The following is a 22,195-nucleotide window of genomic DNA, read 5'->3' as shown; positions in this document are numbered from 1 at the left end:
ACAGGAACAGGCCGCTTCCGGGGCTGTGGTGGATGGCACCAGCTGTGCCGGGTTCGCGGGTCGAGCCCGCTCCTATAGAGGTATATGGCGTAGTCATTAAAGGGCTATTTCTTAGAACATTTTGTCACCCGCTGAAAAACATTTGCCTTATCCCCCCCGCCAATCCCCTGTAAACACTGCCCTCCTTACAAAAGCATTAGTAAGGAAAGCCTCTGGTCGCTTTTTTGCGGGCTGCTATATCTCCCATACCACCGGAAATAGGCCTGTTCAGCTGGCTCGGTGCGCGCTCACTCCATTCGGCAGTCAGACGCACCGGCAAGGATCCAATCGAGTTGATCCGCATGAACAGTCCGCCAGCAGGGAGCATCCATGGACAACATCGTCGTCGCTGACAAACACACTTCCTCCGTCACTCAGAACGCCTGGGGCAACCTCAGCCTCAAAGATCCGAGCCTGGTGCAGATGCCAGTGGCACCCGACAAAGTCGCCACGGTCAGCCGCCAAGGGCAGGACCTGGTAGTCAATCTAAAATCGGGCGAGAAGATTACCGTCGGCAATTTCTTTGCGGTCGATCAGGACGGCCTTCAGAGCGACATTGTGTTTGTAGGCGAGGATGGCACGCTCTGGCATGCCAACTACAACGCCGATGCCTTCGCTGGCTTCACCTTCGAAGAAGTGGCTTCGCTTGATGAGTTGATGGCTGGCATTGGTGTTGCCGGCAGCGGCACGCCAACCTGGGCAATCGCTGGCCTGAGCCTGCTCGGCGTCGGCGGTGCAGCCGCAGCCTCAAACAACGGTGGCGGCGGCAGCAGCGGCGGTGACAGTGACCCCGTGCCTGGCGATACCACCGCCCCGGCCTCCCCCATCGACCTGCTGGTCTCGCCCAACGGCCTGCGCCTGACGGGCTCGGGCGAAGCCGGCAGTACCGTCAACATCCGCGATGCCGCAGGTAACCTGATCGGCACCGGCACCGTGGGTGCCGATGGGCGCTTCGATGTTCAGCTGTCGACCCCGCAGATCAATAGCGAGAACCTCGAGGTCACCCTGACCGATGGCGCCGGCAACACCTCGGCGCCCGGTACCGTGACCGCGCCAGATGCCACCGCGCCGGTAGCCCCGAGCGAACTGGCCATCAATGAACAAGGCAGCGTGCTGACGGGTCGTGCCGAACCCGGTTCGACCGTTCAGGTACGCGCCGCCGACGGCAGCGTGCTGGGCAGCGCCATCGCCGCCGCCGACGGCTCGTTCAGCATCGACCTGCAGCCCGCCCAGACCGACGGCCAGCCGCTGCAAGTCAGCGCTACCGACGCGGCGGGCAATACCTCGCCTGCGGCAAACATCAGCGCCCCCGATGTCGAAACCCCACCGGTGGATACCACTGCCCCCGATGCGCCAACCAACCTGGTCATCGGCGCGGCTGGCAATCAACTGTCTGGGCGCGGCGAGCCCGGCACCACCGTGCAGGTACGTGATGCCGACGGCAACCTGCTGGCCACCGCCACGGTAGGCGCCGATGGCAGCTTCCAGGTAACCCTGGCGCCCGCCGTGATCGACGGCAGCGCGCTCCAGGTGACACTCACCGACGCTGCGGGCAATGTCTCCCAAGCCACCAGCGTCGCCTCGCGCGACCTGACTGCGCCGGCGCAACCTACTGATTTGCAACTGGCCGACGGCGTGACCCTGACCGGCCGTGGCGAGCCCGGCACCACCGTGCAAGTACGTAACGCCGCCGGCACGCTGATCGGCAGCGGCGTGGTCGCCGATGATGGCAGCTTCAGCCTGACCCTGTCGCCAGCCCAAGCCAATGGCGAGGCGTTGGACATTCGCCTGGTCGACGGCGCACAGAACAGCTCGACACCGTTGCAGTTCGATGCCCCTGACATCACCCCACCTGCAGCACTCAGCGACATCGTGATCGGTGCGGGCCGTCAGGTCCTGGCGGGTCGTGGCGAAGCGGGTGCAACCGTTGAAGTACGTGATGCCGACGGCAACCTGATCGGCACCGCTACGGTGGGCGCCAACGGCACCTTCGTCATCGAGCTGGATAACCCAGTGTTGCCCGGCGAGAACCTCAGCCTGACCCAGACCGACCCAAGCGGCAACGTCTCACCCGTGCTGGAGTACGAAGTCCCGCTGACTACCGCGCCAGCAAGCCCAAGCGACCTGCTGATTTCTGCTGACGGTTCCTCTATCAGCGGCACAGCACCCGCCGGCAGCGAAGTGGAAATTCGCGACGCCAACGGCAACGTGATCGGCTCCGTGGTGGTCGGCGACGACGGCACCTTCGTCGTCGCGCTCAACCCGCCACAGGCCAACGGTGAGCTACTCGACGTCGTCGCTGTCGATGCCGACGGCAACAGCTCGCTGCCTGTGCAGCTGACTGCACCTGACATCACCGCCCCGGCGATCCCTACCGAATTGGCCGTCAGCGCCGACGGCAGCGTCCTGACTGGCCGCGCCGAACCTGGTAGCACCGTACGTGTGGTCGGTGCAGATGGCGCCGAACTGGGCAGCGTGCTGGTCGGCCCGACCGGCATCTTCAGCATTGCCTTCGCGCCGCCGCTGATCGACGGCGAGGCACTGCAAGTGTCAGCCACGGACGCCCAAGGCAATACTTCTGGCTTCGCTGCGGTCAATGCGCCGGACATCGATAACCCCGTCGACACCACGGCGCCGCTGCAACCCACCGACGTGCTGGTCAGCGGTGACGGCCGCACCGTCAGTGGCCGAGGTGAAGCCGGCACCACCGTGAAAGTCCTGGACGCCGACGGCAACGTCCTGGCCAGCGCCACGGTCCTGCCCGATGGCACCTTCAGCGTGCAACTACCGAACGAGGTAATCGATGGCTCGGCACTGCAAGTCACCCTTACCGATGCCGCGGGCAACGTATCGACGCCGGCGACGGTCGCTAGCCCAGACCTGCTGGCGCCTGAGCAGCCTACCGAGCTGGTCCTGACCGATGGCACCAGCCTTACCGGTAGCGCAGAAGCCAACGCCCGGGTTGAAGTCCGTGATGCCGCCGGCAATGTAATCGGCAGCGGCACCGTTGGTGCTGACGGCAGCTTCACCCTCACCCTCGACCCTGCTCAAGCCAATGGCGAAGCGCTGGACATTCGCGTCATTGATGCGGCCGGCAATGTCTCCGTGCCGCTGGCCTACACTGCGCCGGATATCACTGCGCCGACCGCTATTACCGACGTTACCGTCGGTGCCGGCGGCCTGACGATCGCCGGGCGTGGTGAAGCGGGTGCCACCGTGGAAGTGCGCGATGCCGATGGCAATGTGATCGGTAGCGGTACCGTGGGTGCCAACGGCACCTTCCTGATCGACCTGGATAGCGCCGTAACCCCGGGTGAAACGATCGCACTGGTGCAGACTGATGCCGCCGGCAACGTTTCCCCTGAACTGTCATTCGACGTGCCGAATACCCCCGTGCCGGCAAGCCCAAGCGACCTGCTGATTTCTGCTGACGGTTCCTCTATCAGCGGCACAGCACCCGCCGGCAGCGAAGTGGAAGTTCGCGACGCCAACGGTAACGTGATCGGCTCGGTGGTAGTCGGCGACGACGGCACCTTCGTCGTCGCGCTCAATCCGCCACAGGCCAACGGTGAACTGCTCGACGTCGTCGCTATCGATGCCGACGGCAATAGCTCGCTGCCTGTGCAACTGACTGCGCCTGACATTACCGCCCCGGCGATCCCGACTGAACTGGCGGTCAACGCTGACGGCAGCGTGCTGACTGGCCGCGCCGAGCCTGGCAGCACCGTACGTGTGGTCGGTGCCGATGGCGCCGAACTCGGCAACGTGCTGGTCGGGCCGACCGGCATCTTCAGCATCGCACTCGACCCGCCACTGATCGACGGCGAAGCACTGCAAGTTTCGGCCACTGATGCCCAGGGCAATACCTCTGGCGTCGGCACAGTCAACGCACCCGATATCGACAACCCGATCGACACCACCGCGCCGCTGGCGCCGACCGATCTGCTCTTTAGCAGTGACGGTCGCACGGTCAGTGGTCGCGGTGAAGCCGGCACCAGCGTGAAACTGCTGGACGCCGATGGCAACCTCTTGGCTGAAGGCACAGTGCTACCTGACGGCACTTTCAGCGTGCAACTGCCAAGCGGGGTGACCGATGGCTCGGCCCTGCAAGTCACCCTCACCGATGCCGCAGGCAATGTCTCGCAGCCTGGCTCTGTCACCTCCCCTGACTTGCAAGCGCCTGGCCAGCCTGCCGACTTGACCCTGACTGATGGCACCAGCCTCACCGGTAGCGCAGAAGCCAACGCCCGGGTTGAAGTACGCGATGCCGCCGGCAATGTGATCGGCAGCGGCACCGTTGGTGCTGACGGCAGCTTCACCCTCACCCTCGACCCTGCTCAAGCCAATGGCGAAGCCTTGGACATCCGCGTCATCGATGCAGCCGGCAACGTCTCCGTGCCGCTGGCCTACACCGCGCCGGATATCACTCCGCCCACCATCATCAGCAATGTCACCGTAGGTGCTGGCGGCCTGGTTATCGCCGGGCGCGGTGAAGCCGGTGCCAGCGTGGAAGTGCGCGACGCCGATGGCAATGTGATCGGTAGCGGTACTGTCGGTGCCAACGGCACCTTCCTGATTGACCTGGATGCTGCCGTTGCCCCAGGCGACTCCATCGTGCTGGTGCAAACCGATGCCGCCGGCAACGTCTCGCCTGAACTCTCGTTCGACGTGCCGAATACCCCTGTCCCAGCAAGCCCAAGCGATCTGGTGGTGGCCGCTGACGGTTCCTCGGTCAGCGGTACCGCGCCCGCCGGCAGCGAAGTGGAAGTTCGCGACGCCAACGGCAACGTGATCGGCTCCGTAGTGGTCGGCGACGACGGCACCTTCGTCGTCGCGCTCAACCCGCCACAGGCCAACGGTGAATTGCTCGACGTCGTCGCTATTGATGCCGACGGCAACAGCTCGCTGCCTGTGCAACTGACTGCACCAGACATCACCGCTCCTGCGATCCCTACCGAACTGGCCGTTACCGCCGACGGCAGCGTCCTCACCGGCCGCGCCGAACCTGGCAGCACCGTACGTGTGGTCGGTGCAGATGGCGCCGAGCTCGGCAGCGTGCTGGTCGGCCCGACCGGCATATTCAGCATTGCACTCGACCCGCCACTGATCGACGGCGAGGCACTGCAAGTTTCGGCCACTGATGCCCAGGGCAATACCTCTGGCGCAGGGACGGTCAACGCACCCGATATCGACAACCCGATCGACACCACCGCGCCGCTGGCGCCGACCGATCTGCTCTTTAGCAGTGACGGTCGCACGGTCAGTGGTCGCGGTGAAGCCGGCACCAGCGTGAAAGTGCTGGACGCCGATGGCAACGTCTTGGCTGAAGGCACAGTGCTTCCTGACGGCACCTTCAGCGTGCAACTGCCAAGCGGGGTGACCGATGGCTCGGCACTGCAAGTCACCCTCACCGATGCCGCGGGCAATGTCTCGCAGCCTGGCTCTGTCACCTCCCCTGACTTGCAAGCGCCTGCCCAGCCTGCCGACCTGACCTTGACCGATGGCACCAGCCTCACCGGTAGCGCAGAGGCCAACGCCCGTGTGGAAGTACGCGATGCCGCCGGCAATGTGATCGGCAGCGGCACCGTTGGTGCTGACGGCAGCTTCACGCTCACCCTCGACCCCGCTCAAGCCAACGGCGAAGCCTTGGACATCCGCGTCATCGATGCAGCCGGCAACGTTTCCGTGCCGCTGGCCTACACCGCGCCGGATATCACCCCACCGACCGTTATTACCAATGTCACCGTCGGTGCTGGCGGCCTGGTCATCGCCGGGCGCGGTGAAGCAGGCGCGACCGTGGAAGTGCGCGACGCCGATGGCAATGTGATCGGTAGCGGTACTGTCGGTGCCAACGGCACCTTCCTGATTGACCTCGATGCTGCCGTTGCCCCAGGCGACGCCATCGTGCTGGTGCAAACCGATGCCGCTGGCAACGTCTCGCCTGAACTCTCGTTCGACGTGCCGAATACCCCTGTCCCAGCAAGCCCAAGTGATCTGGTGGTGGCCGCTGACGGTTCCTCTATCAGCGGCACAGCACCCGCCGGCAGCGAAGTGGAAGTTCGCGATGCCAACGGCAACGTGATCGGCTCCGTGGTGGTCGGCGACGACGGCACCTTCGTCGTCGCGCTCAATCCGCCACAGGCCAACGGTGAGCTGCTCGACGTCGTCGCTATTGATGCCGACGGCAACAGCTCGCTGCCTGTGCAACTGACTGCGCCTGACATCACCGCTCCAGCGATCCCGACTGAACTGGCCGTCAGCGCCGACGGCAGCGTGCTGACTGGCCGCGCCGAACCTGGCAGCACCGTACGCGTAGTCGGTGCCGATGGCGCCGAACTCGGCAGCGTGCTGGTCGGCCCGACCGGCATCTTCAGCATCGCACTCGACCCGCCATTGATCGACGGCGAGGCACTGCAAGTTTCGGCCACTGATGCCCAGGGCAATACCTCTGGCGCAGGGACGGTCAACGCACCCGATATCGACAACCCGATCGACACCACCGCGCCGCTGGCGCCGACCGATCTGCTCTTTAGCAGTGACGGCCGCACGGTCAGTGGTCGCGGTGAAGCCGGCACCAGCGTGAAAGTGCTGGACGCCGATGGCAACGTCTTGGCTGAAGGCACAGTGCTTCCTGACGGCACCTTCAGCGTGCAACTGCCAAGCGGGGTGACCGATGGCTCGGCCCTGCAAGTCACCCTCACCGATGCCGCAGGCAATGTCTCGCAGCCTGGCTCTGTCACCTCCCCTGACCTGCAAGCGCCTGGCCAGCCTGCCGACCTGACCTTGACCGATGGGACCAGCCTCACCGGTAGCGCAGAAGCCAACGCCCAGATTGAAGTACGCGATGCCGCCGGCAATGTGATCGGCAGCGGCACCGTTGGTCCTGACGGCAGCTTCACCCTCACCCTCGACCCTGCTCAAGCCAACGGCGAAGCGCTGGACATCCGCGTCATTGATGCGGCCGGCAATGTCTCCGTGCCGCTGGCCTACACCGCACCGGATATCACCCCACCGACCGTTATTACCGATGTCACCGTCGGTGCTGGCGGCCTGGTTCTCGCCGGGCGTGGTGAAGCCGGTGCCAGTGTGGAAGTGCGCGACGCCGATGGCAATGTGATTGGTAGCGGCACTGTCGGTGCCAACGGTACCTTCCTGATCGACCTCGATGCTGCCGTTGCCCCAGGCGACGCCATCGTGCTGGTGCAGACCGATGCCGCCGGCAATGCTTCCCCTGAACTGTCCTTCGACGTACCCAACACCCCGGTACCGGAAAGCCCAAGCGACCTGGTGGTGGCGCCTAACGGCGCCTCGATCAGCGGCACGGCGCCAATTGGCAGCGAGGTTGAAGTTCGCGACGCCAACGGCAACGTGATCGGCTCTGTCGTAGTCGGCGCCGATGGCACCTTCGTCGTCGCACTCACCCCGCCGCAGGCGAACGGCGAGCAACTGGACGTAGTAGCCATCGATGCGGACGGCAACAGCTCGCTGCCAGTACAACTGACTGCACCTGACATCACCGCTCCGGCGATCCCTACCGAACTGGCCGTCAGCGCCGACGGCAGCGTCCTCACCGGCCGCGCCGAACCTGGTAGCACCGTACGTGTGGTCGGTGCCGATGGCGCCGAACTCGGCAACGTATTGGTCGGGCCGACTGGCATCTTCAGCATCGCACTCGACCCGCCACTGATCGACGGCGAGGCTCTGCAAGTTTCAGCCACTGATGCTCAGGGCAACACCTCTGGCGTGGGTACCGTCAATGCTCCGGACATCGACAACCCGATCGACACCACTGCCCCCGTGGCACCAACCAATCTGCTGATCACCAGTGATGGCCGCACGGTCAGTGGCCGCGGTGAAGCCGGCACCACCGTAAAAGTGCTGGACGCCGATGGCAACGTCTTGGCTGAAGGCACAGTGCTTCCTGACGGCACCTTCAGCGTACAACTGCCAAGCGGGGTAACCGATGGCTCGGCCCTGCAAGTCATCCTCACCGATGCCGCAGGCAATGTCTCGCAGCCTGGCTCTGTCACCTCCCCTGACTTGCAAGCGCCTGCCCAGCCTGCCGACCTGACCTTGACCGATGGCACCAGCCTCACCGGTAGCGCAGAGGCCAACGCCCGTGTGGAAGTACGCGATGCCGCCGGCAATGTGATCGGCAGCGGCACCGTTGGTCCTGACGGCAGCTTCACCCTCTCCCTCGACCCTGCTCAAGCCAACGGCGAAGCGCTGGACATTCGCGTCATTGATGCGGCCGGCAATGTCTCCGTGCCGCTGGCCTACACCGCACCGGATATCACCCCACCGACCGTTATTACCGATGTCACCGTCGGTGCTGGCGGCCTGGTTCTCGCCGGGCGTGGTGAAGCCGGTGCCAGTGTGGAAGTGCGCGACGCCGATGGCAATGTGATTGGTAGCGGCACTGTCGGTGCCAACGGTACCTTCCTGATCGACCTCGATGCTGCCGTTGCCCCAGGCGACGCCATCGTGCTGGTGCAGACCGATGCCGCCGGCAATGCTTCCCCAGAACTGTCCTTCGACGTACCCAACACCCCGGTACCGGAAAGCCCAAGCGACCTGGTGGTGGCGCCTAACGGCGCCTCGATCAGCGGCACGGCGCCAATTGGCAGCGAGGTTGAAGTTCGCGACGCCGACGGCAACGTGATCGGCTCTGTCGTGGTCGGCGCCGATGGCACCTTCGTCGTCGCACTCACCCCGCCACAGGCGAACGGCGAGCAACTGGACGTGGTCGCCATCGATGCCGACGGCAACAGCTCGTTGCCAACCCTGATCACCGCCCCCGATTTCACCGCACCAGAAGTCCCGACCGACTTAGTGGTCAGCGCCGATGGCAGCACTCTGAGCGGCCGTGCTGAGCCCGGCAGCACCGTACGCGTAATCGGCGTCGGCGGAACTGAGCTGGGTAGCGTACTGGTCGGCCCGACTGGCGCCTTCAGCGTCGCCTTCGCGCCGCCGCTGGTCAACGGCGAGGCGCTGCAGGTCTCGGCCACTGATGTTCAAGGCAACATCTCCGGCTTCGGTACGGTCAATGCACCGGATATCGACAGCCCGATCGACACCACCGCGCCGCTGGCGCCGAGCAACCTGCTGATCAGCAGTGACGGCCGCACCCTCAGCGGTCGCGGTGAAGCCGGCACCACGGTGAAAGTGCTGAATGCCGACGGCACGGTCCTGGTCAGTGCCACAGTACTGGCCGATGGCAGCTTCAGCCTGCAACTGCCTACAGCCATCACCGATGGCTCGGCACGGCAAGTTACCCTCACCGATGCGGCAGGCAATGTGTCGCCGTCGGCCTCGGTCACCAGCCCTGACTTGCAAGCACCTGAGCAACCTAGCGACCTGACCCTGACCGATGGCAACAGCCTCACCGGTAGCGCCGAGGTCGGTGCCCGAGTGGAAGTACGCGATGCCGCCGGTGAGCTGATCGGCAGCGGTACCGTCGGCGAAGACGGGACCTTTACCCTGATCCTCGACCCACCTCAGGCCAACGGCGAAGCGCTGGCCGTCAGCGTGATCGACGCGACCGGCAATGCCTCGGCCCCGCTCGCCTTCGACGCACCGGACATTACCCCGCCGGGCATCATCAGCAACGTCACTGTCGGCACCGGTGGCCTGGCGATTGCCGGGCGCGGTGAAGCCGGCGCCCAGGTACAGATACGCGACGCCGACGGCAATCTGATCGGCGAAGGCACGGTAGGCGCCAACGGCTCCTTCCTGATCAACCTGGACGCCGCGGTAGCGCCGGGTGAACCGATCGTTCTGGTGCAAACCGATGCCGCTGGCAACGCCTCGCCTGAACTGTCGTACAACGTGCCGAACACCCCGGTTCCGGCTAGCCCGAGCGACCTCAGCGTGGCGCCGGACGGCTCCTCGATCAGTGGCACAGCGCCTGCTGGCAGCGAGGTACAGGTACGTGACGCCGACGGCAACGTGATCGGCTCCGTAGCGGTCGGTGACGATGGCACCTTCGTACTGCCGCTCAGCCCGGCACAGGCCAACGGCGAGCTGCTCGACGTCGTTACCGTCGACGCTGACGGCAACAGCTCACTGCCGACTGCCATCACCGCGCCAGATATCACCGCCCCGGACATCCCGACCGCCCTGGCGGTCAGCGCCGACGGCACGCAAGTCACCGGTCGCGCCGAACCCGGCAGTACCGTGCGCGTCGTCGGCGCCAACGGCAGCGAACTGGGCAGCGCCCAGGCCGGCGCCAATGGCGTATTCACCATCACGCTTGACCCCGCGCAGGTCGGCGGCGAGGCACTGCAGGTCTCGGCCAGCGATGCCAAGGGCAACACCTCTGGCTTCGCCAGCGTCAACGCACCCGACATCGACAACCCGATCGACACCACTGCACCGCAACCGGCCAGCAACCTGCTGTTCAGCGGTGACGGCCGGACCATTACCGGTCGCGGTGAAGCGGGCGCTACCGTCAAGGTGCTGAATGCCGATGGCACGGTCCTGGCGAGCAGCGTGGTGCTGGCTGACGGCAGCTTCAGCGTGCAGTTGCCCGCGTCGGTAACCGATGGTTCGACACGGCAAGTCACCCTCACCGATGCCGCCGGCAATGTGTCGCAGCCTGCCACCGCCACCTCCCCTGACCTGGAGGCGCCTGCGCAGCCGACCGGGCTGAGCCTGACCGATGGCGACAGCCTGAGCGGTTCCGCAGAGGCCAACGCCCAGGTAGAAGTGCGCGATGCCGCTGGCACCGTGATCGGCAGCGGTACCGTCGGCCCTGACGGCACCTTCACCCTGACCCTCGACCCACCGCAGGCCAATGGCGAAGTGCTGGACATTCGCGTGATTGATGCCAAAGGCAACACCTCGGTACCACTGGCCTTCGACGCACCGGACATCACCCCGCCGACCGTCATCAGCGACGTCACCGTTGGCGCCGGTGGCCTCACCTTGGCCGGGCGCGGCGAAGCGGGCGCCCAGGTACAAGTGCGCGACGCCGACGGCAATCTCATCGGCGAAGGCACGGTGGCCGACAACGGCACCTTCCTGATCGACCTGGAAGCCGCCGTCGCCCCAGGCGATGCCATCGTGCTGGTACAGACCGATGCCGCTGGCAATATCTCTCCTGAACTGTCGTTCGACGTGCCGAACACGCCAGTACCGGCCACGCCCAGCGAGCTGGTCCCCGCTGCCGACGGCACGTCGATCAGCGGCACCGCGCCGGCCGGCACCCGCGTGGAAGTGCGCGACGTCGACGACAACGTGGTCGGCACCGTGGTGGTCGGCGCCGAAGGCACCTTCGTCGTTGTCCTCACCCCGCCACAGGCCAACGGCGAACAGCTGGACGTGGTCGCCATCGATGGCGACGGCAACAGCTCGCTGCCTGCGCAAGTGACGGCGCCGGACATCACCGCGCCAGCGATCCCGACCGAACTGGCGGTCAGCGCTGACGGCACGCAACTGACGGGTCGCGCCGAGCCCGGCAGCACCGTGCGGGTGGTGGATGCTGACGGCACCGATCTGGGCAGCGCCGAGGCCGGCACCAATGGCGTGTTCACCCTCACCCTCGATCCGCCTCAGGTAGACGGCGAAACACTCCTGGTCACGGCCAGCGACGCTCAGGGCAATGAGTCTGACACCGCCACCGTCACTGCACCCTTCATCGACACGCCGATCGACAACACGCCACCCGAGCAGGCCAGCAATGTGCTGATCAGCCCAGACGGGCGCACCATCAGTGGCCGCGGTGAAGTCGGCGCCATCGTCAAGGTTGTCGATGATCAAGGCCAGGAGCTGGTCAGCGGCACGGTACAGCCCGATGGCAGCTTCAGCGTGCAGCTGCCAACTGCGGTAACCGATGGCTCGGACCTGCAAATCACCCTGACCGATGCCGCTGGCAACGTGTCGCCTCCCGCTACGGTTACCTCACCTGACCTGACCGCACCCGAACAGCCGACCGGGCTGACCCTGATCGACGGCAACAGCCTGAGCGGCAGCGCAGAGCCCGCTGCCAGGGTAGAAGTTCGCGACGCCTCGGGTGATCTGATCGGCTCGGCTGAGGTGGCGCCTGACGGCACCTTCAGCCTGATCCTCGAGCCCGCCCAGGCCAATGGCGAAGTGCTGGACATCCGCGTCATCGATGCCGATGGCAATACTTCCATTCCGCTGGCGTACGACGCCCCGGATATCACCCCACCCGCTCCCGCTACCGACATCACCGTCGGCAGCGGTGGCCTGGCCGTGTCCGGGCGCGGGGAAGCCGGCGCCAGCGTGCAAGTGCGCAACGTTGACGGCGATGTGATCGGCAACGGCGTGGTAGGCCCCAATGGCACCTTCCTGGTTGACCTCGACCCTGCCGTTGCCCCGGGTGATACGATCGTCGTGTTCCAGAGCGATGCCGCTGGCAACCTCTCCGTTGGGCAGTCGTTCAACGTGCCAAACACGCCGGTCCCGGACAGCCCGAGCGAGCTGGTCCCTGCCGCTGACGGCTCGTCGATCGGCGGTACGGCGCCCGCCGGAACCGAGGTGCAGGTACGCGATGCCGACGGCAATGTGATCGGCTCTGTAGTGGTCGGTGACGACGGCACCTTCGTGGTGCCCCTCACCCCTGCGCAGGCCAATGGTGAAGTGCTGGATGTGGTGGCCATCGACCCGGACGGCAACAGCTCGTTGCCAACCCAGGTCACTGCGCCCGACATCACTGCGCCAGACCCTGCAACCAACCTGCAACTGAGCGCCGACGGCGTGACCCTGGTCGGCAACGGCGAGCCCGGTGCCAACGTCGAGGTCACCGATGCCGACGGCACGGTGATCGCCAGCGGGGTGGTCGGCCCGAACGGGGTGTTCACCCTGACCCTGTCGCCTGCCCAGGACGATGGCCAGGCGCTGGAAGTGCGCCTCAGCGATGCCGAGGGCAACACCTCGGCCGCCACCGCCATCACCGCGCCTGATCTGGATGGGCCACTGCTGCCGTCCGGGTTTGCCATCGACGCCAGCGGCACCCTGCTTACCGGCGTCGGCCAGGCGGGTTCTACCGTTACCGTGCGCAGCGCGGCCGGTGACCTGCTCGGTACCGCCATCGTGGCTGCCGACGGCCGTTTCAGCGTGACCCTCGGCCAGCCGCAACGTGACGGCGAGAGCCTGGCGATCAGCGCCGACGACCCGCGTGGCAACACCGCCGGGCCGGTCAACTTCAACGTACCGGACACGCTGGCGCTGCCGGTCACCGATGAGGCGATCAGCCCTGACGGTAGCCTGGTCAGCGGCCAGGGCGAGCCGGGCGCGACGATCACCGTGCGCGGTCCTGCGGGCGAGTTCCTCGGCAGCGGCGTGGTCGGCCCGCTGGGTGATTTCGAAGTCACCCTGATCCCGGCGCAAACCAATGGTCAGGCACTGACCATCGACCAACGCGACCTGGCCGGCAACCTGTCCACCGCCGTGGCCGTCACCGCCCCCGACACTGAAACGCCAGACGCGCCGACCGGCCTGGGCCTGTCTGCCGACGGCAGCGTGCTCAGCGGCTCCGGCGAACCGGGCGCCACCGTTACCGTGACCGGCACCAATGGCGTCGAGCTGGGTAGTGCCGTGGTGCAAAGCGATGGCAGCTTCCAGGTCACCCTGGATCCGCCACAACTCAACGGCCAGACCTTGTCCGCCACGCAGGCTGATGCCGCAGGCAATGTCTCTGAAGCCTCTGACCCGCTCAATGCGCCCGACCTGCAAGCCCCAGCGCCTGCACAGGGCGTGGTACGGGACGACAGCGGCAGTGTGATCAGCGGCCAGGGCGAGCCGGGCACTACTGTTGAAGTCCGCGACCCCAATGGTGGACTGATTGGTAGCGACGTGGTCGGCCCCGACGGCACCTTCAGCGTCACCCTCAACCCTGTGCCGAACAATGGCGAAACCTTGTCGGTGGTGCTCGTCGATGACGCAGGCCTGATTTCCGGCAGCGTTCCCGTGACCGCTATCGACACCACGCCACCTGCCTTGCCCACCGGCCTGCAGGTGAACAACGACGGCACCCTGGTCTGGGGTACCGGCGAGGTGGGGACTACCGTAGAGGTACGCAACGCCGATGGCGATGTACTGGGTACGGTCACCGTACCGGCAGGCGGCACCTTCGCCGTGCCGCTGGACCCAGCCCAGCGCGACGGCGAGACGCTCGACGTGGTGCTGATCGATGCCTCTGGCAATGAGACTGTGCCTGTCGCCACCACCGCACCTGATCTCACCGCACCGGCGCAGCCTACCGATGTGACCGTTAGGGTTGATGGCACCGTTACCGGCAATGCGCCGGGTGCCACTGAAGTGATCATTCGCGATGGCAACGGAGATGTGCTGGTCAGCGCACCTGTAAGCCCTGACGGCAGCTTCACCGTTACCCTGCCAACCGACCAGGACAACGGCCAGTCGCTGACCCTGGAAGCCATCGACGCCGCGACCAATAGCAGCCCGCTGGTGCCGATCACTGCACCCGATACCACCCCACCCGCAGCAGCCACCGACATCACTGTCAGCCCTGGCGGTGACACCGTTGGCGGTACTGCCGAACCTGGCAGCACGGTGATCGTGCGCGATGGCAACGACGAGCTGGGCAGCGTGGTAGCAGGCCCGGACGGTACCTTCGTGATACCGCTCGACCCACCCTTGAGCAACGGCGACACCGTCCAGGTAGTGGTTCGTGACCCTGCCGGCAATGAAACGTCAGTCGACATCAGTGGCCCGGACGGCACCGAAGTGGCGGCACCGTCGGACCTTGCAATCAGCGCCGACGGCTTCCTTCTCACCGGCCAAGGCACCGTCGGTGCACTGATCACCGTTACCTCGGGCGGCACCACGCTGGGCACCGCGATCGTAGGCACCGATGGCGTGTTCCGGGTGTTCTTCACCAATGCCCAACTTGACGCGCAGACCTTGCAAGTCAATGCGCGCCTGGGTGCTGGTGGCAAACCTTCGATACCGGTCACTATCGTGGCCGACGACAGCACCGCGCCGGATGCACCAACCCAACTGCAGGTCGACCGCAGTGGCAGCACCCTGACCGGTCGAGGCGAAGTCGGCGCCACCGTGACGGTGGTCAACGCCGCCGGAACGCAAGTAGGCACCGGCACGGTCGGCAGCAATGGCCTGTTCAGCATCACCTTCGACACGCCGCAGGCCAACGGTCAGACCTTGACCGTGACCCAGGCCGATGCCGCGGGCAATGTCTCGCTGGCCAACACCGTGCCGACGGTTGATCTGCAGGCGCCAATTGCCGCCACAGAGGTCACCCTCAACACCGCTGCCACAGTAGTAAGTGGCAGCGGTGAGGCCGGCGCGCAGGTCACTGTGCGTGATGCCAACGGTAACGTGCTGGCCACCGGCAACGTCAATGCCAGCGGTCAGTTCCAGATCACCCTGCCTAGCGCACAGACCACCGGCGCACCGCTGCAGGTCACCCTCAGTGATAGCGCAGGCAATAGTTCGCCGCCAACCAGTGTCGCCACGCCAGACCGCACGCCTCCGGCAGCGGTCAGCGACACGCTGCTCAGCGCCGATGGCCGGCAACTCGCCGGTAGCGGTGAAGTCGGCGCCACGGTACAGGTGCGCAACGCCGCCGGGACCCTGCTGGGCTCGGCCACGGTCGGCGCCGACGGCCGCTTCACGGTGGTCTTCGACACGCCGCAAGCCAGCGGCCAGCCGATTGGCGTGACCCAGGTGGATGCGGCCGGCAATACCTCGCCAGCCATCTCGGTCACCACCAGCGACCTGACCCCGCCAGCGCCGCTGACCAACCTGGTGCTCAACAACAACGGCCTGACCCTCACCGGCCTCGGTGAAGCCGGCGCCAGCGTTACCGTCCGCGGGCCAGACGGCACCATCATCGGTACCGGCCAAGTCGCCGCCAACGGCAGCTTCAGCTTGACTCTCGACACTGCGCAGCTCAATGCACAGCGCCTGAGCGTGACCCAGGCCGACGCGGGCAACAATACCTCGACCGCGGTGAACGTCACCGCGCCAGACCTGACCCCACCCGCCGCGCCAAGCAACCTGGCCCTGGCCCCTAGTGGCGTGCAACTGACCGGCAGCGCCGAAGCGGGCAGCACGGTGTTAGTTCGTGACAGCCTTGGCAACGTCATAGGCACCACCGTGGCCGCCAGCAATGGCACCTTCCAGGTCGACCTGAGCAGCGTTCAGGCCAACGGTGAGACCCTGCGCGTCACTGCCACCGATGCCGCCGGCAACGTCTCCCCAGCCGGCTCGTTCACCGCACCGGACACCACGCCGCCGGCAGCCGTCGGCAACCTGGCGGTGTCCGCCGACGGCAACAGCCTGGCAGGTGTCGGCGAAGCCGGCGCCACGGTAACCGTCAGCGCTGCCGATGGCACTCCGCTGGGCACCACCACCGTGGCCGCCGATGGCAGCTTCACAGTACCGTTGAACCCCGCCGCCACCCCTGGCGAAAGCCTCAGCGTGGTGCAGACCGACACCAGCGACAACCCATCGCCGGCACAGACCATCACCGCGCCGGGCAACCTCGCGCCTGATGTGCCAAGCAACCTGGAGCTGGCCGACGACGGGCTCAGCGTCACCGGCTCGGGCACCATTGGCAGTACTGTCAGCGTCTACGGCCCGGGCGGCGTCCTGCTCGGCAGTGGCGTGGTCGGCAACGACGGTACCTTCAACATCGCCCTGGGCAGCGTCCAGGCCAATGGCGAAGTGTTGCAGGTCAGTGCAGTCGGCACCGACAACAGCGCCTCCCTGCCAGCCACCCTGCAGGCGCCGGATACCACCGCCCCGCAACCGCTCAGCGACCTGCAGTTGTCCACTGATGGCCTGACCCTCACCGGTCGTGGCGAAGTGGGCGCCCGCGTGACCATCATCGGCCAGGGCGGTGTCGACCTGGGCGAAGGGATCGTGGCTGCCGATGGCACCTTCAGCATTGACCTGGCTGTCGCGCAGATAAACGGCGAGACGATCACCGGCAGCCAGTTCGACGCGGCCGGTAACGAGTCCAACAGCATCAACCTGACCGCGCCTGACCGGGTTGCCCCTGATGCGCCGGAGAACCTGGCCTTTGCCGGCAGCGGGACGCTGCTCAACGGTACCGGCGAGGCCGGCGCCAAGGTCAATGTACTGGCCGCCGATGGCACTTCACTGGGCAATGGCACGGTGCGCGCCGACGGCAGCTTCCAGGTCACCTTGACGCCGCCACAAACCAATGGCCAGACCGTCAATGTGGTGCTGACCGACGCCGCTGGCAACCAGTCAGCGGCCAGCAGCCTCGGCGCGGCGGATACCACCGCGCCTGACCCGGTCACGACGCTGGCAGTCAGCAGCGATGGTGCGCTGTTGACCGGTCGTGGCGAAGCGGGTGCAACTGTAACGGTGACCGGCCCGAACGGGCTGAGCGAGTCGATACAGGTCGACCCTAATGGCTACTTCGCCATCACCCTTGATCCGCCGCTGGGCAACGCACAGCTGCTGAGCCTCACCCAGGCGGATGCCGCTGGCAACGTATCGGCGCCAGCCACCGTGCTCTCGCCGGACTTCACCCCGCCGGCCCTGCTCACTGAAGTCGCGCGCAATGACGACGGCAGCGTGGTCACCGGGCGCGGCGAGGTAGGGGCCACGGTCACCGTGACCAATGCCGCAGGCACCGAGCTGGGCAAAACCACAGTGCTCGCCGACGGCAGCTTCCGGGTAGAACTGACTCCGGCCCAGATCAACGGTGAAGCCCTGTCGGTGCAACAGGCCGACCCACCCGGCAACATCAGCCTGCCGGTGGTGATCAATGCGCCAGACCTGACCCCGCCGGAGGCACCGACGGAGCTGCGCCTCAATGCAGCGGGTGACCAGCTGTCCGGCGTCGGCGAGCCCGGCACGACCGTAACGGTCTACCTGGGCCTCGGCCAGACCAAGACCACCGTGGTCGGCGACGACGGCACCTTCCAGGTTGCTCTGGACGCCCCTCAACTCAACGGCCAGCAGTTGCTGGTAACCCTCACCGATATCGCCGGCAACGTTTCGCCGTTCGGTACCTACACCGCTCCCGATATCACCCCGCCGCAAGCCGTCGTAGCGGCGATCAATGACAGCGGCACCCAGCTCAGAGGCACCGGTGAAGCGGGCGCGAAGCTAACAGTCATCAACGACAAAGGCGAACAGGTCGGCACGGGTTCGATCGATGCCGACGGCACCTTCGTGGTCAACCTGTCGCCCTCGCAGGTCAATGGTGAGGTGCTGAGCATCATTGCCCAGGACGCTACGGGCAATCCGTCCGCGCCCACCTTTGTCGATGCAAGCGATCTGACCCCGCCCGAACAGCCCATCGACCTGATTCTGAGTAACGCGGGTGCCACGCTGAGCGGCACCGCCGAAGCGGGTAGCACGATCACCGTGCTCAGCCCCGACAACACGCAGATCGGCGTTATCCTGGTACCGGATAACGGCAGCTTCAGCGTTACCCTGAACCCTGCGCAGAGCAACGGCCAGACGCTGACCGTAATTGCCACCGATGAGGCCGGCAATGCCTCGGTGCCGGGTTCGGTGACGGCGCTGGACACCACCGCACCTGACCAGGCGACCAACATCACGATCAACACCGATCGCAGCGTGCTGAGCGGCCGTGGCGAGCCGGGGGCCGAGGTTTCGGTCAGCCGTGGCGGGAATGTTCTGGGCACTGGCCGCGTCGCTGCCAACGGCACCTTCGAGATCACGCTCGACCCACCCGCTACCGGTCTGCTTCCGGTACTCACCATTAAACAGACCGACGAAGCAGGCAACTCGTCGGACACCGGCTATACCGTTCCGCTGATTGCGGCCCCCGCAGCGCCGACCAATGTCGAATTGGCGGGCGATGGCCTGACCGTGACGGGTTCGGCAGCGGCCGGCTCGCAAATAAGGGTCTACGACTCCGCCAACCAGCTTATCGGTAGCGGCGTCACTTCCATCAACGGCGGCTTCAATTTCCAACTGGATACGCCACAACTCAACGGTGAAACAATCTCGGTGGTGGTCTTCATCGCCTTGGGCAATGAATCGCCACCGGTCATCATCGACGCCGCCGACATCACCCCTCCGGCGGCACCGCTGGTCGCCAACCTGTCGACCAACGGCCTGGTGCTGACCGGTACCGGGGAGCCGGGTGCCAGCGTGACGGTACGTGATGCCAACGGCGACGTGCTCGGCACGGGTACGGTCAACGCCGGCGGTGCATTCAGCGTCAACCTCAATACGCCGCAATTGAATGGCCAGGTCCTGGCGGTCACTCAGGCTGACGCGGCCGGCAACGTCTCTGACGACACCAGCTACACCGCACGGGACGTACAGGCCCCCGGCGCGCCGACCGAGCTGGCCGTCGATGGCACCGGCACCGTACTGACCGGCAAGGGTGAACCGGGCGCGACCATCAGCATCGTCGGCCAGGCAGGCACGGCCATTGTCGGCAGCGATGGCAACTTCACCTTCACGCTCAGCCCGGCCCAGCTCGACGGTCAGTCGCTCACCGTGCGTCAGGCGGATGCCGCCGGCAACCTCTCGGGTGCCGGCAGCGTCACCGCGCCCGACAGCACGGCGCCAGCAGCACCGATCGCTACCATCAACACAACCGGTGCAGTGGTTTCAGGTTCGGGGGTAGCCGGCAACACCATCACCGTGCGCAACAGCAGCGGTACCGTGCTGGGCAGCGCGGTGGTCGCCGCCACCGGCGCCTACGCCATCACCCTCAACCCACCGCAGACCGACTTCCAGGCACTCAGCGTCACCCAGAGCGACCCGACCGGCAACACCTCCGCCGGTACCGCGCTGACCGCACCGGACTTCACTCCACCGGCGGCAGCCACTGCTCTGGTGATCAATGCCGACGGCAGCGTGCTCACTGGCCGCGGTGAACCGGGGGCGACGGTTACCGTACGTGGACCGACCGGCACCGTGCTGACAACGGCGCCGGTTGAAGCCGACGGCACCTTCCGGGTGGTCCTGAACCCTGCCCAGGACAACGGCCAGTCGCTGTCGGTCACCGTTACCGATCCGCGCAACAACACCTCGGCCAGCGCCAGCATCACCGCGCCGGACGTGGACGCCAACACCCCCGTGGTGGCCAGCGACAACCTGGCAACCGCCACGGTCGAACTCGCCGCGGTGAGCAGCAGCAAAACCTACGCCGACAGTTTCACCACCGTACTTGCCGGCTTCCAGAAAACCTACACCTGGACCGTCGCTGCCGGGACCACAGCCGATCCGACGTTGACCCTCAACACCGACAGCGTGGTGGCGCTGCTGGATAACACCACCTTCACATTGCAAGTGAAAGACGCCAGCGGCGCCTGGGTGACTTTGGCCAGCGGTACCAGCCAAGGCTTGCTCGACCTGATCCTGCTGCCACTGGGCCAGGGTCTCCAGGTCGACATCGGCACACTGCAGGCGGGTGACTACCGCCTGACCGTGGGCAGCGGCGGCATCGGCGTGCTGACGACGGTCACCACCACCCTGGACATCACCAGCACTTCGCTGACCGAGTTCACCGGCACCGGCACAGCGGCCACCGGCAACGTGATCACCGACCCAGGCATCGACGGCACCACCGACGTGCGCGGGCCAGACAGCGCGGCCGTGCTCCAGGTGCTGAAAAACGGCGTGTATGTCGACGCCGGTGCCGGCACCACCGTGCAAGGCCTGTACGGCACGCTGGTGATCCGCGCAGATGGCAGCTACACCTACACCCCGAGCGGCAGCCCGTCGAGTGTCGGTAAAGTCGACGTGTTCAGCTACCAACTGGCCACTGACGGCGGCCTGAAGGACACCGCCAACCTGTATGTGCGGATCGATAGCCCACAAGCTACTGAAATCTGGAGCGACACCAACTACAGCGCACCGGCAACCGTGGTCGACGCTGTCAACGATGTCGACAACACCGGCATCAGCCTGATCAACCGCGAAACCACCAGCACTGCCAACCTGGCGACGCTGAACTTGCCGGTGCTCGGTAGCCGCTCGATCACGTCGGCGGCCAATATGGTCGCGCTCGACACCACGGCGGACCTGCAAGTAGTGCTCAACTCGAACAACCTGCTCGGCCTGCTCAACGGGACCAAGATCGAACTGCTCAAGGCCAACGCTTCCGGCACCTTCGTGGTGGTCGACACCGTCAATGGCGGGTCACTGATCAGCCTGCTCGGCGGTGGTGCAGCGCATACCTTCCAGGATCAAGGACCGGGTAGCTACCAGATCAAGGTTACGGCGGGGGGCATCGGCCTGCTTAGCTCGATCAACACCACCATCAACACCACCACCACCTACAACAAGGAGTTCATGGTAAGCGGCTACACCCCAGTGAGCGGCAACCTGATCAACGACACCAGCGGCACCGGCAGCGACACCCTCGGTTCGACCCTGACCGTGCTCAGCGTGCTGGTTGCAGCCAACACCTACTCGATCCCGGGTTACAACGGGGTCAGCGTGACCGGTACCTACGGCACGCTGCTGGTGCATGAGGACGGCAGCTACACCTACACCTTGAAGTCGGGCCTGACCTCGGCAGTGATTGGCCAGCACGACACCTTCACCTACCAGCTGACCCACCCCAACGGCACCAGCGACACCGCGCAGTTGACCGTCAACCTGACGGAAGCCGGAACGGTGACGGCGTTCTCCTCGTTGCTCGCCGATACCAGCGGCGACGATGGCGCAGCGCAGATGGCCAGCCTCGCCGCAGTATCGTCCAGCGACCTGATCCAGGGCAGCGAGGGCAATGACCATCTGGACGGCAGTCAAGGTGGGGCGATCAGCCTGCAGGGCGGTGCCGGTGACGACACCCTGGTGATCGTCGACCAGCAGTTCACCAACGTCGACGGCGGCAGCGGTACCGACACACTGCTGTGGGCCGGTGGCGATGCCAGCATCGACCTGGGCAACCTGGTCGGCCGTGTACACGACATCGAGATCATCGACCTCAACGACACCAGTGCGGTCACCCTGAGCCTCAACCTGGCGGATGTGATCGCGGTCACAGAAACCGGCAATGACACCCTGTTGATCAAGGGTGGCAGCGAGGATTCGGTGCAGTTGACGGATAACTGGACCGTAAATGGTAACCAGACTGCCGACGGAATCGACTATACCCAATACACAGCCCAGGAGGATCCGAGCCACCACTTGTGGGTGCAGAACGGCATCCATGTCGTCTGAGGCTGATGCACAC

1 protein-coding gene is annotated in these 22,195 nt (G+C 65.8%); it reads left to right on the top strand.

The genetic code is table 11. The features are described from left to right. Positions 1-369: 369 nt before the first annotated feature. Positions 370-22,182, top strand: coding sequence for a BapA/Bap/LapF family large adhesin (locus J3B00_RS06740; RefSeq protein ID WP_209865855.1), 21,813 nt, complete (start codon positions 370-372; stop codon positions 22,180-22,182). Positions 22,183-22,195: the final 13 nt, after the last annotated feature.

The organism is Pseudomonas sp. BP8 (assembly GCF_017875955.1).
In the GTDB taxonomy this organism is placed as follows: domain Bacteria; phylum Pseudomonadota; class Gammaproteobacteria; order Pseudomonadales; family Pseudomonadaceae; genus Aquipseudomonas.
This window is presented reverse-complemented; position numbering and strand designations above follow the sequence as displayed.

Excerpts from the sequence above, each read along its gene's own strand:
- J3B00_RS06740 (WP_209865855.1), top strand. The coding sequence starts at position 370 with ATGGACAACATCGTCGTCGCTGACAAACACACTTCCTCCGTCACTCAG.